7 protein-coding genes are annotated in these 14,327 nt (G+C 40.8%); 1 reads left to right on the top strand and 6 read right to left on the bottom strand.

Features of this window, described 5'->3' with window-relative positions; genetic code table 11:
- Positions 1-21: 21 nt before the first annotated feature.
- Entirely contained in the window at positions 22-369 is a 348-nt protein-coding gene (locus PI95_RS24330) for a hypothetical protein (RefSeq protein ID WP_163519151.1), read from the bottom strand.
- Positions 370-675: 306 nt separating this feature from the next.
- On the opposite strand from PI95_RS24330, the gene PI95_RS24320 reads away from it, so the two are divergent.
- Positions 676-837: a hypothetical protein gene (locus tag PI95_RS24320; protein ID WP_163519149.1), complete on the top strand. Its 162-nt coding sequence runs from the start codon at positions 676-678 to the stop codon at positions 835-837.
- A 16-nt stretch (positions 838-853) separates the two neighbouring features.
- Here PI95_RS24320 and PI95_RS24315 read toward each other — a convergent pair whose 3' ends face one another.
- From PI95_RS24315 to PI95_RS24295, 5 genes are all read right to left on the bottom strand, one after another.
- Positions 854-2,170: an MFS transporter gene (locus tag PI95_RS24315; protein ID WP_039753128.1), complete on the bottom strand. Its 1,317-nt coding sequence runs from the start codon at positions 2,168-2,170 to the stop codon at positions 854-856.
- A gap of 169 nt (positions 2,171-2,339) precedes the next feature.
- The gene (locus PI95_RS24310) at positions 2,340-4,331 is read right to left on the bottom strand and encodes an HAD family hydrolase (RefSeq protein ID WP_039753126.1); all 1,992 of its coding nucleotides are present in this window, start codon (positions 4,329-4,331) and stop codon (positions 2,340-2,342) included.
- Positions 4,332-4,594: 263 nt separating this feature from the next.
- Complete coding sequence (locus PI95_RS24305; RefSeq protein WP_052325798.1) at positions 4,595-5,482, bottom strand: class I SAM-dependent methyltransferase; 888 nt, start codon at positions 5,480-5,482, stop codon at positions 4,595-4,597.
- Positions 5,483-5,624: 142 nt separating this feature from the next.
- The gene (locus tag PI95_RS24300; RefSeq protein ID WP_236117176.1) at positions 5,625-9,647 is read right to left on the bottom strand and encodes a non-ribosomal peptide synthetase; all 4,023 of its coding nucleotides are present in this window, start codon (positions 9,645-9,647) and stop codon (positions 5,625-5,627) included.
- Positions 9,644-14,278, bottom strand: coding sequence for a non-ribosomal peptide synthetase (locus PI95_RS24295; RefSeq protein ID WP_039753125.1), 4,635 nt, complete (start codon positions 14,276-14,278; stop codon positions 9,644-9,646). Before PI95_RS24295 ends, PI95_RS24300 begins: the two co-directional genes overlap by 4 nt.
- Between the last annotated feature and the right edge of the window lie 49 nt (positions 14,279-14,327).

Genomic DNA, 14,327 nt, shown 5'->3' with positions numbered 1-14,327 from the left:
CTGGACAAAAATGGACAGCCTTCATCCGAAAATGTCGTGGGGGATCGAGGATCTAGTAAACAAGGCTGTCAATGAGTGTCTATTGTTTGTGAAACCCTCACTTTTGTTAGTGATTTGCAACTTATCAGATGTAGGAGTTTTTAAGATGATTTCCAAACCGCTAGGAGTTTGGTTAAGACGTACCTCTGTCACTGAGACAATTTCTGTCTGCTGCGCTAGCAAATCTTTGGTAGTAGTGTGAGGACGCTGAACATCACTGAGTTTGGGAATATTTTTTATGATTATTTCATCTGCATAAACAGGAGAAGCAACTAAAACTGTTGCAGCAAATGTTAGCCACAAATAAACTGATAAATTATGTTGTTTCACCCTACTTCCTCACACCACTTACAGCGAGTAATACATCATCCTCTAAATGCTCCTACGTCGCTACTGCTACGTTTGCGGAGCGTCTCCTTAGTGCAGCTTCTTGTGGAGAAGATCGCTGGTTAACACCAGTTCTACACCACTTGCAAAGGCTATCGGCGAACCCAGACAACCTACAAATATTACTTGTGACAATAAGCTCAACTGCTACTTCTGTCAAAAGACAGAGTGTCAAACTATGTTCTGTTGCTTTTATCGCTTCCATCACAGAAAAATTGATTGGACTAGTGCCAATGGGCGTGGTTTCGATTGGATTTGTTTCAATGGGGTTATTCAGTGCCTGAGCGATCGCTGCGGCGACTAATCAGCTTTGGCAAAGTTAATATGAGTTTGATGCAACTCAATCCCACACAGATCCAGCAAAATCAACCTGAAACACAAATAAATCCTCACTACCATATGTCTCACTAGAGCATAAACTACCTCTTTATCTTTCGTTTTCCTCTGTGGGACTAGCCTCATTAATAATTGCGTCCGGTAGTTGATTCTCTAGCAATCGTAAAGGTAGATATAAATAGCCCCCAACTACCATCAGTATCGTCAGTATTCCGATCGCTACAAACAATAGCGCAATGCCATACCCTTTCCCCACACCGATAATTCGTCCAATACTTCCAGCCAACGGGCCACCAACAGCGAGTAATGGCTCAAAAACTCGATCTGCTAAAGGTCCCGCCATCAAATAGGCCAGTGGTACGGATGCCCAAGCCAGCATAGTCCGCATGGCAAAGACTCTTCCTTGTACGGCTAATGGAACTTTGCTCTGCCAGATAGCCCGATCGGAACTATTAATCACCGCTACACCAAAAAAGTAGATAAAAGCAGCAACAAAGAAGACCGGCACAGATGGCTGTAGTCCACCAAGTAGTATGCACAGTCCATTTAATAGCGTAAAACCTAGTACGCTATGTATGCGGTGCTTGATTCCACCCCAGGCACTCATCACTAGACTACCAAGCAGCATACCGATGCCGCTAAGGGAAAACATTGTGCCTAGCACCGTAGCCGAAGTAAAAGATAACACTAATGGTGTAAATAGAACACTAACAACTCCTATCAAGAAATTGCTAGTAGCGAAGAACATCAACAATCCTAATAGCCCCGGTCGAGTACTGATGTATGTCCACCCATAAATAGCTTCGTGCAGCAGCAAGCCCTTCCCCACTTGAGCTTCAACAGTAATTTTGGGTTTGGGAAATCGGGCGAGCAAAAGTGCGATCGCTGCAAAGACAAAAGTCAGGAAGTCGATCAAAATCACGCCCTGAATCTGGATAGTAACAACCAGCACACCAGCTAGTATCGGTGAGAGAAGGTGTGAAGTGGCTTCTGCGGTCTGCACCATACCACTGGCACGACCAAGGTGTTGCTTAGGGACAAGCAGCGTAGTCGTAGCAGCATAGGCTGGCAACTGGAAAGCATTGAAGGTCGAACTGACTGCTACAGCAAGGTAAATATGCCAAACTTCAAACCGACCTGCAAGTATCAACAGTCCCATAGTCAACGTACTCAGTCCCGCCCCGCTATCACTAAATATCATTGTCCAGCGACGATCCCACCGATCTACAAATACACCAGCTAGTGGTGAGAGCAAGATGCTTGGCAGCATAGCAAACAGAGAAATCAGGGAGAACTGCGTAACTGAACCAGTTTCTTGATATACCCAAATACCTAATGAAAATCTAGTGATCCCAGAGCCAAGCAGCGAAACTAGTTGTCCAAACCAAACCAGGATGAATACGCGCATGATTTTTAGTTCAGATGTATCGCTTTTAATTGCAGCCTTTATTTCTTACAGTTTGTCTTTTTTACCGCAGAGGGACGCTGAGTATTGCCAGATTTAATTAGCTACGAATTAATGAAATGCTGTATTTAGCGATTGTTCAAAATTAATACTAAATTTAATTAGCTACGAATTAATGAAATGCTGTATTTAGCGATTGTTCAAAATTAATACTAATTTTTAAAGCAGTCCGAAGTAGAGGAGGAGTCAAAGCCAGTGCGCCTTCGTGCCACCAATAAATCTGTCGCCAGATTGCTTTATTTCCAGGTAAAAAAGGCTGAATCAAATCTTTCCAAGTGTAGCTCCTAGCTAGACAAGGCACAAAAGATTCATGTTCCAAACCTACTTCCATAGGAAAATTTCCCCAAGCCTTGGCCTCGGCAAAGGAAGGATTGGAGCCAAAGGTTTTGAGTGCTTCTATAGTGGCAGCACGCACATCAACCCAAGGATTAACTAGGCTTGAATCGAGCAGTAAATTTTCAGTAAAACAGCAAATTGTTTCCCGGACAATTGGATAACCCCAATTGATTACTGGTTCATTATCTGCGTTTTTTAAAACAGCTTCAACTCGTTCACCAACTTCTTTGTAGCCAATAACTGAACCATGATTTGCAACACATACCATTTCCATAATCGCTAATAATAACCTATAATCCTCGCAAAAGCCTAAGTTAGCTTCCATATCAAAGAAGTAGGTTTCTGGTCTAATAAATTGATTTTCTAAAACTCCTTCTCCTAAATATGGATATAAACTTATGGGTAGTTTCTCTTGACAAGCAGATAAAACAGAGGAAAGAAAATAATGCGAACTTCCACCAGCACCTACATCAACAAAACCAAATTTAGTTGAATCTAGCATTCCTTCTTGTTTTAAATACTTCATCATTAACAGACGCTTTTGCTCGGCTTGTTGAAGAATGAAATTATGTATATTTTTCTCTTTAATTAAGAGTTGCTCTAACCGTTGACTTTCATCAGCACTTAAAGCACGCAACCAATCTTTTTCCGTAATTCCTATAGAAATCAGTTCCAATTTTATTGCTTCAGGATTGATATACAGCCGAGATAGTACAGTCTTTACTGACACAACTGAGTCAACATTTCCTGATGACCGAAATATTTCACTTAATTGTTCTTCATCAACATTAGTAATACTTGCAAGTAACCAAGCATATCTACTGCCGTAGAGATAGCAAAGTTCACAGTTAAAATTCAGCTTTTTGACTAACCTACGTGCGATTTCAAGTAATAATTGACCGTCTCTCGATACAAAGTAGAGTCGCTTTAAGCCTAATTTTTGAGCGCGTCCCAATACCCATAGGATAAAGCCAACTAATAAAGGAGCAATTACACCCGCAGTTACATCACGTTGAGCTTCTTGTTTTGAAGATGAGGCGCTAACTGTTAAACGTGCTAATCTTGATGCTCCCGCCATCGCAGAAGATAAACCCTCAGTAGTCCAGCTGTAAGAATCAAGGATTTCTTCATAGCGATTGAGTTTGGCGTTAAGAAATGGCGTAACCTTTAACCCAATGCGCTTTGCAGAACGAACATCAGACCATAAATTATCGCCACAATGAGACACTAAGTTAGGAGTTACGCCTTCGCAATGTACCATCTCTCGAAAAAGCTCACCTGATGCTTTTGATTTGGCATAGTCACAGGATACATAACAGCGATCGCCATCTAAATATAAACCGTGGTGAGTTAACTGTTTTTGAATGAACTCAGTCCCTATGTACATATCGGATAGGAAGATGATACGCTGGTGGCGATCGCGTGCAGCCTGCACAAGTTCTTTAGCCAAGGGTACAGGGCGAATTAATTTAGCTTCTAACTCAAGTTCTAAGTTCATCAATTCATCACGTTGTTTTTCATTTAGCCCTAATGCATTTGCTAATTCAGCATAAATTTGATGCAGATTGACTTTAGAATCAATACCACCTGCATTTCGGAAGGCACGCACTTCAGCATCGATACGCGCACGGGCGAAGGCTTCAGGCGTATATTGTGAAAGTGATAAATCATGCACTTTCTTTCCTAAGAGAATAGCGCCTGACTGGGGTGAGCCAAATGCTCTTGTTAGAACAGTGTCAAATACATCAAATGAAGCAATTTTAGTCATAAAATTTTATAGAGTTTTTATTAGTTGTAAAGCATTTTTATATCAATTACTACTGAGATATATTAAGGTTTAAGAAGACGAGTTATTTATGTGATCGTTTACAATGGCAATGCTTGCCCTTGCATGTCAGCACAGTTTTAAAATTAGCTGATTCTATGAAAATAGGTTAAAAATTCAAAACTATGATTTGATAAAAGTATATTAAAAATATAGAATTGTATCATTAGTTATTTTAGTCTCTTTAAATTAGTTAAATCAGGAGCCTATTGATTTTTGTACTCACTATTTTTAGCAAAGGTTATACCTAAGTCTTCTAATGAATCTATCCCTAGCTGTTTTAACATTGATGGTTTAAGTGTGTTATTTTCTAGAAAATAACTTTCTTCATTATTATCACCTTTAGCTAGGATAACTAGATTATGGTAAAAGTGTATAGCAACAATATGCTTATCAAAATAAGAAGGAGAGTAACCTGGTTGTAAAATTTCCTGATAATTTAAACTATCAACTAGTCGTTTAAAAAAGTTCATCATTGTTTTAGAATCATTTAAATCAATACTTCCTCCTAATTTTGCCCACCAATTTTCTCCACCGTCTTCTCGACCAAGCTTTAACCATTTATCTCCAAGACTTGGTAAATAAGAAAACAAAGTATCTTCTATAACATAAAAGCCTCCATCATTAAGTGCAGTGAAAAGAATATTGAATGATTTAATAACATCTTCATTCACATGACTTCCATCATCAATAATGATGTCTAACTTACCAGTCTCTGATATAACTTTATGCAAAAATTCTTCATCACTTTGACTACCATGAAATATTTTTATGCGTTCTTCTTCTATGGAAGTTTTATCTACAACATCTATCCCAAAAATCGTACTATTAGGAAAAAATGTTTTCCACATTCTTAGAGATTCTCCTCCAGAATTAAGATCGTCATAACCGCCTATCCCGATTTCAAGCACTTTCAATTTATTTAATCTTAGCGGAGTAAAATGTCTATTGTAATGTTGAGCATACCAATGATAATTCCACTTATCAGTACCATAAAGAGTTGCCAATTTTCTTAAATCCTTACGGTAGATAAATGCCATAACTTGATGCTGGATTTTTCTTAACCACTTGCTTTGCTCGTTATTTAATTTCATTATTATTACTCCTGAAACAATTATTTAATATTTTTAATTTCAAGTAACCAAATAAATTTTAAGAAATTAGATTTTTTAAAATTTATTAAATACGCAATATTATCTAGCTATTTTTTCATAATTCTTCTGGTTAGACTTTCGTTTATAAATGCTGATCGAGATAGAATTGCAACCGTTCTTTGAGAGTTTGGATATGAGATAAACTAAACATCGTGTAGTGATCTCCTGGAACAGTAATAATTTCTACTGGTTCAGCAGAAAGTTCATCCCAACCTAAAGTTAGATCGTTAAGCTCAACACTATCGCTAGCTCTGAAGAGAACAATTTGATGTGAATAAACTTGTGGTGTATATTTCAACATAGCTTGGATGTTGCTCTTGAAAACTTGCAGCAAGCCGCGAAGCTGCTGAATGCCAACATCTGGAGGCAAAAGATTAGCTATCTTCGTCTGGTGTAAGAAATAATTCAGTTGCTCGTCTGGTTCGAGTTGCTGAAGATCGTCATAGAAAACAGACGGTTTTTTTCCGGCAGAGCGTGCCATATCATTAGCGAGATTGGCTAAGATTTTGGCATCGCTATATTCATGAAAATCTGTAGGTTTATTTTTGAGAACTGGAGCTGGGCTGTCCAATAAGGCAAGCAGAGCAACTTTATCGCCTTGTTTTTGCAACTGAGTCGCCATCTCAAAAGCTACAATACCACCCATTGACCAACCTCCCAAAAGATAAGGGCCTTGTGGCTGAACAACGCGCAGTGCTTCAATATAGTGGGTTGCCATATCTTCAATTCGGGTATGGGGCTGCGATTCTCCATAAAGACCTAGTGATTGCAACCCGTAGAATGGTCGATCTGTTCCCAAAAGATGCGCTAATTGGTAGTAGCAAAGAACATTACCACCGACTGGATGAACGAAAAATAGAGGTCGCTGGGAACCGCGAGGCTGAATTGCGATCAAAGGTGACAAAGGTTGAGAATTAGTCTGCTGACGTATAATACTTGCTAGGTGTTCTATAGTAGCTCCCTGAAATAGAACAGATAATGGAAGGTTACGCCCGAAATGTTTTTGAATTTGAGCCATTAAACGTACAGCCAACAGCGAGTGACCTCCAAGGTCAAAGAAGCTATCTGTGACTGCAATAGGGTGGATATTTAAGATACCTTCCCAAATCTGCGTAAGTTGAAATTCTAAGGTATCACGAGGCGCGATCGCGTCTTGCTGTAAATTGCTTATAGTTGTCTCAGGTACAGGCAACGCTTGACGATCTATTTTCCCATTTGGTGTTAGTGGTAGCTGCTCTAGCAGTATAAAAACGGAAGGCACCATGTAGTCAGGCAGCTTTTCCTTAAGGAAGCGACGCAGGTCATTAAAGACGGGAGTTTTTCCTAACTGAGGTACGACATAAGCCACTAAGCGCTTGTTATTTGGCTTGTCTTCCTGGACTATGACTACAGTTTCCCGCACATTAGGGTGCTGAACTAACACAGTTTCAATTTCACCAAGTTCTATGCGGAAGCCGCGAATTTTTACCTGATGATCGATACGACCAATAAGCTCAATATTACCATCACTTAGGTAACGGGCTAAGTCTCCAGCTTTGTACAGGCGAGTTCCTGGTTCATCACTAAAGGGGTTGGGAATGAATTTTTCCCTGGTCAAGTCCGGGCGGTTGAGGTAGCCTCTGGCAAGACCAGCACCGCCGATATGCAGTTCACCGGGAACGCCAATAGGAACGGGTTGGAGATGGGAATTTAGAATATATATTGATATGTTGGCAAAAGGACGACCAATTGGCACTAGCCCATCAATGGGCAAATTAACTTCAGTACTTTCAAAATACAAACTGTCAACGGTGGCTTCACTCACCCCATAGGAATTAATCAACCGAGTCTCATTAGCACAAAAACGCTGGAATTCTTTGTATTCCTTCATATAAAAGCTATCTGAACCTACCACTAGCAAGTGCATGAAGTTAATATTCTGCTTGGTTGTTTCGAGATATTGAATCAAGTTCCTCAAAACAGATGGCACAAACTCTGCACAATCAACCTTTTGATTACACATAAGTTCATATAGCTTTTCAGTATCCAAAAGCCACTCGTATGGGCATAGAACTAACTTGGCTCCAGAACAAAGAGCGCGAACCATATCTGCTGAAAAGACATCAAAAGAGAAACTAGCCATTTGTAGGTGACTTGTGGCGAGGGTGCGAAGTTGGTAAGCGTTTTCCCAAGCCATATATGCATTGACCAAACTGCCATGATTGGTTGCTACTCCTTTGGGTATGCCCGTAGAGCCAGAAGTATAGATGACATAGGCTAAGTTTTTGGATGTTACGCCACTGACTAGATTTTCATCGTTTTCTTGAGAGATTATCTCCCAGTTTGTATCAAAGCTAACTGTAATAGCTCCATGCTCAGGAAACTTCGCCACTAAATTCTCTTGAGTTAACAAGACTGAAACCCCTGAATCTGAGAACATGAAAGCTAAACGCTCTTGAGGATACGTGGGATCTAGCGGTATGTAAGCCCCACCAGCTTTGAGAATACCCAGGATTCCCACCAGTATTTTGACTGAGCGTTCCATACAGATGCCCACCAGCACCTCTGGCCCAACACCCTGCTTTTGTAGGTAGTGCGCCAACTGATTTGCTTGTTGATTTAACCCTCGATAAGTCAGTTGCTCGTCTTTAAAGACGACGGCAATAGCGTCTGGTGTCCGCTCTACAAAGCTTTCAAATAATTGATGAATACACTGTTCTTGGGGATACTCAACTTGAGTGTTATTCCACTCGAAAAGCAGTAACTGCCGTTCTGCCTCACTTAAAATTAGCAGATCCGATACTCGGCGATCGCTACGCCCAACCCAGGCATCGCTCGTATTGCTCATACTTGCCAGTAATGTCTGGAAAGACCCTAGCATTCGAGTTATCATATTAGCGTCAAATCGGCGATCGTCATAGGAAATTCCTAGCAGCAACTCTGAACCTGGCACAACTGCCACAGTCAAGGGATAGTTTGTTTCCTCAAAAGAATTAACATTCTGAATTTCCAATTCGCTACTCCACTCCAGCAAGGAAGCCTCTACAGGGTAGTTCTCAAAAACTACTAGGCTCTCGAACAAAGGCATACTCCTTGGTACATCAGTCCAGCCTTGAATTTTTACTAGAGGAGTGTATTCGTACTGTCGCGCTTCAATTTGTTGAGTCTGAAGCCTCTTCAGCCAGGATAAAAGTAAATCTTCAGGATCAATTTTCACCCGCACTGGCAGGGTACTAATGAACAGACCCACCATAGACTCGGCTCCTATCAGTTCTGCTGGACGACCGGAGACAGTAGTACCAAATACCACATCATCTTCACCACTGTAACGGCTCAGAAGTAAAGCCCATGCTCCCTGCACTATGGTGTTGAGTGTTAGCTGATACTTGATAGCTAGAGATTTTAATGCTGTTGTCAGTATCTCTGATAGCTTGATTTCTTCGTAACCATAACTTTCTATTTGGCTAACAAATTTGTCATTTATCCGAGAAAATACTAAAGGAGTTGGTGCTTTAAATCCAATAAGCATTTGCCGCCAAAACACTTCAGCTTGAGAAAGTTTTTGCTGCTGTAGCCAAGCAATGTAGTCTCGATAAGGACGAGGTAATTGCAAATGTAAGTTCTGACCCAGACGGTATGCTTCGTAAAAAGCAATAACTTCCTTAAGAACTAGGGGCCAAGACCATCCATCTAGAAGCAAATGGTGATGACTCCAGACAAACTGGTAAGTGTTAACAGCAACGCGAATCAGAGTTAAGCGCACCAGAGGCGCTTTGTTAAGTTCAAAGCCCTGTTTTCGGTCTGTCTCAAGGAAAGTATCTAGTCGCTCTTGCTGCTCTTGTACTGATAGTCCCTGCCAGTCATATTGTGTACAAGGCAATTTCACATACTGGTACACTACTTGAATCGGCTCTTTAATTCCTTCCCAGACGAAAGCTGTCCTGAGAATGGGATGGCGAACTACAACCTGTTGCCAAGCTTGCTCAAATGCCGAGATATTCAAATTACCATGCAAGGTACAAAGCGTTTGATTAAAATATACTCCTGAGTCAGGAGCGTAAAGGGTGTGAAAGAGTATGCCCTCCTGCATGGGCGAGAGGGGATAAAAATTTTCTATATTTTTCAACTTCCTTCTCCAATAGCTTTGGTCATCTCGTCTAAGTCGGCTTGGCTCCATTGATTCCACTGAAACTCGGCAAAATCTGAAGGCGTGTAGCTGGTATCATGAGGGGACTGAGAGTGAGTGATGAGCGATCGCAGCACCTCTAGGCAACTCTGAGCCAGCTTCTCAATTGTGAATTGTTGATGAATAGCCTCACTGTATGTCCACTCAATTTGCAATTGACCTCCCACAACAAAGCTGTTGACTTCCAGTAGGTATTTTCGGATTCCTTGGGGACTGCGGGCAGGTTCAGTCGATTCCTGGGCTTGTTTAAACAGAGAAGCTTCAGGCAAAATCAAATCAAGCTGTCCCAGGTAATTGAAACTCACCTCCGCTTGGGGTAAAGCGACGAGCTGCTGGGTAACTTCTACATTTCTACTGAGATAGCGCAGCACACCATAGCCAATACCTCGATTTGGAATTGTGTGCAGTTGTTCTTTAACTAACTTCAACACCTCTAAATTAGAAGAATCTTTTGGTGCTAACCATACTGGAAACACTGTGGTGAACCAGCCTACTGTCCGAGAAAGGTCTATATCCGCAAAAATTCCTTCCCGTCCATGACCTTCCACATCCACCAAAAGCGATCGCACTCCAGTCCATTGTGCAAAAGCCTGCATTAGTGCTGTCAGCAGCACCTCGTTAATTTCGGTTCGATAGACTGTGGGAATTTCTTGTAATAGAGAACGAGTCTCTTGAGCATTTAGCTTTACTGATATGGTGCGAGTTGAAGCCAGTGTATTCTTTCCTTCAACGTAATCTATTGGTAGCCGTGAAACCTGCTTGGGTAGCTTTGTTAACCAGTAGTTTAATTCTTGCTGAAGCTCTGTTGATTGGGCATACTCTGTGAGTCTTTCCGCCCACTGCTTAAACGAGGTTGTTTTTAGTGAAAGTTGTATCGCCCCTTGACTAAGCTGCTTGTAGGCTTTTTCAAGGTCATCAAGCAAAATCCGCCAGGAAACACCGTCAACAGCTAGATGGTGGATAATAATTAGTAAGCGGCTTGGTTCGCTAACTCTCAGTTTAAAGAAAGCAACCCGCATCAATGGCCCTTCTAAGAGATTGAGGCTAGTTTGCAGTTCGGCGGCAGTTGCCTCAATGGCACTTTGTTGCTCTGTTACTGGTAACATTGACAAATCTAAGCTGGTAAATGGCACTAATTTGCTGGGTTCGGTGTTGATTTGCTGCCAGCCAGATTCTTTTTCGATAAAACGCAGGCGAAGTGCGTCGTGGTGTAGCAATAATTGCTGTATTACCTCCTCCAAGAGTGCCAGGTTAATAACTTGCTGCACTTCCAGCAAGATTGCTTGGTTATAGTGGTGAGGATTAGGCAAGTGCAGCTCAAAAAACCAGTGTTGAATGGGAGTTAGGGGAATTGAACCACTCACCACCCCTTGTTCAGCTTCGATACTTTGGGTTGTGCCAACTAATGCTGCCAACTCGGCAATAGTTGGGTAATCAAATAGCTGTTTAGGAATCAGCTGAAGACCTGCTTGACTAGCTCTGGAAACGATCTGAATATTGAGGATCGAATCTCCTCCCAACTCAAAGAAGTTATCATGAATTCCTACTCGCTCTAAACCAAGTACTTGACACCAAATTTGAGCTAATGCTTTTTCAACTGAGGTGCGAGGTGCAACAAATACTACTTCAAGTTCTGACTTTTCCTGCTTATAAGTCGGTAGCGCTTGGCGATCTACTTTACCATTGGGGTTAAGTGGTAGCGTCTTCAAGACCACAAAATCCGACGGAATCATATAATCAGGTAAGTGATTTTTCAAAAAGCTACGCAGTTCACTAATCTTTGGTGCTGGCTCTTGCTTTGGAACAAGATAGGCAATTAAGCGCTTGTTAGCCATGTTGTCCTCCTCAGCCAAAACTACGACTTCCCGCAGATTTGGGTGTTGAGTCAGTAACGCTTCAATCTCTCCCAACTCAATGCGAAAGCCCCGAATCTTTACTTGATGATCAATTCGTCCCAAAAACTCAATATTGCCATCTAATAAGTAACGGGCTAAATCTCCTGTCTTGTATAAGCAACAAGATTTTGGATTATCAGAATTATCACAGCTATCCTCTAATCTAAAATCTAAAATCGGCAATCCAAAATCGATGAAGGGGTTGGGAATAAACTTTTCGGCAGTTAATTCAGGACGGTTGAGATATCCTCTTGCTAAACCAAGACCGCCAATGTGCAATTCACCAGAAACTCCAATTGGAACTGGTTGTAGATGAGCATCGAGTATATAAATCTGGGTATTGGAAATTGGGCGACCAATGGGAACCACAGTTTTCAAATCATGTTTTCGACAATCATATACACTGCTCCAAACTGTTCCTTCAGTCGGGCCGTATTCATTGAATAATAATGTATAAGGCAGTAATTCACGATGCTGGTCTACAAGTTTTTGTGGACATGATTCTCCAGCTAAAATTACGGTTTGCAGGCTAATTAGTTGCTGTGGTTGGGCTTGCTCCAATATTAGTTTGTAGAGAGATGGAAGACATAATAGATGGGAAATTTGCTGTTGAGCGATCGCTTCTATAATTTTGATAAAATCTAACTGAAAATTCTCTGCTGGAAGTGAGATAACGCCCCCTTGAGAAAAAGTCCAAAAGATACCTGCAACGGAACTATCGAAAGGAAAGGGTGAAGTTAATAAAAAACTGGTAACTGGTTTGTGATAATAAAAAATCCGAGCATTTATGGAGTGAACTAAATTTTGATGCGTGATCTGCACTCCCTTGGGTTTCCCTGTAGAGCCAGAGGTGTAGATCGCGTAGGCTAGGTTATCAGTGATTACTCCACTAACAAAATTATCATCGCTTTCTTTAGCAATGGTATCCCAACTTGCATCTATACAGAGTACCTGCGCCCCGTGAGCAGGCAGGTTTTTGAGCAACCGCTCTTGAGTCAATAGCACTGGCACTTGGGAATCTTCTAACATATAAGCCAACCTATCCAAAGGAGAAGTTGGATCGATTGGTACGTATGCTCCCCCAGCTTTGAGGATACCTAATATCCCCACTAGCATATCCAAAGAGCGTTCCACGCAAATCCCCACCAGTACTTCCGGTTTTACTCCTAAAGTCTGAAGATGATGTGCCAGTTGATTGGCACGAGCGTTAAGCTCTTGGTAAGTCAATTGTTGGTTTTCAAATACGACAGCTAAATTGTCTGGTGTACGCTCTGCTTGTTCCTCGATTAGTTGGTGGATACACTTGTTTAGTGGGTAATCCGTCCCTCTATCATTAAACTTAAAGAGCAGTTGTTGTCGCTCGATATCACTCAAAATTTCCAATTTACCAATCGACGTTTCTGGATCGCTAGCAATGCTCTCTAATAATGTGTGAAATTGTCTAACTAAATAATTGATATGCTGTTGGGCAAATAAATTAGAGTCATAGTAAAACTTTGTAATGATAGAATTTTTCTGAACTATACAAGATAATTTAACTTGAAACCGTTCAATACAGTTATACTGCTGATAAATTTCAAATGATACCTCATCAGCAGAATACTTTATCGGCTGTTTCTGACAATCAAAACCAAATGGGAAGAAAGACGGTTCCTCTAATTTTTTTGTCTCTACAACTGCTTGATCCCAACTAAAATATTCTTGCCATTCTTCTACCTCGCTGATTGATTCATTAACCTGCCACAGAAGTTGGCTAAACTTATAGTTATCTTCTAAATGAGAATGCACTGGTAAATATTTTGCCAGCAGTCCAATTACCTCTTCAAGTTCTTCATAAATACGACCATGACAATAGAAGCCAACTATCAAGTCTGACTGTCCGGTTAAACGCCAGAGCAAGACCTGCCAGCAAGCTAGTAAAAATACGGAAATGGAAGTATTATATTTTTGAATAATTATCTCAATATTTGTTAACAGTTCCGGGTCAACTGTCAAGGTGATAAATTTGGGTAAAAATTCTGCTTTTTTAAAAGTTTGATTTATCAAGGGTAGCTTCACATTAAGAAGCTCATAAATATTCTTATTGCGCCAATATCCCCTTTCTAATTCTGTGTTTGCTGATTCAATCAGTTCATTCTGCAATTCAGAAAATTGAATGTATTGAATCGGTTCTTCCAAATCCGCTGGATATGTGGCATAAAGACAAGAAATTTCTTTAACAAGATTTTCAAGCGTTTGAGCATCGGCACATAGAGAAGGTAGGGCGATCAGTAAAATATGCTTTTGTGTTGATAGATTCAGGAGAGTACAACGCAGGAGTAACCCTTTTTCAAAATCAAAACAATGCTGCTCCTCTTCTTCAAAAATCTCTTCTATTCTTCCCTCTTGTTTCTCATTTATCCAACTAGTTAGATCAATTTCTTGCCATGATATGTTGTTAGTACAACTTATTACCTGAATTGGGTGCTGTATCTCAGGTAGTTTATAAAACGTTGTGCGAAGAATCTCATGCCGCTTTATCAGCTTCTGCAAAGATTCTTTTAAAAGCTCAATATTGAGAGTTCCTTGAATCAGAATGGCTAATCTACTCTGGTAAGCTCTACTATTTTGCTGCAACGACCAGAGACGTTTCTGCTGGGGCGAAAGTTTATATCCTTCAATAACTTCATCTAGCATTTACCTGACTTCACCTATTTTTGAGTTTAATTAGGCTCGTAGTGAGCGA

This window comes from Hassallia byssoidea VB512170 (assembly GCF_000817785.2).
Lineage (GTDB): Bacteria > Cyanobacteriota > Cyanobacteriia > Cyanobacteriales > Nostocaceae > Hassallia > Hassallia carrinoi.
This window is presented reverse-complemented; position numbering and strand designations above follow the sequence as displayed.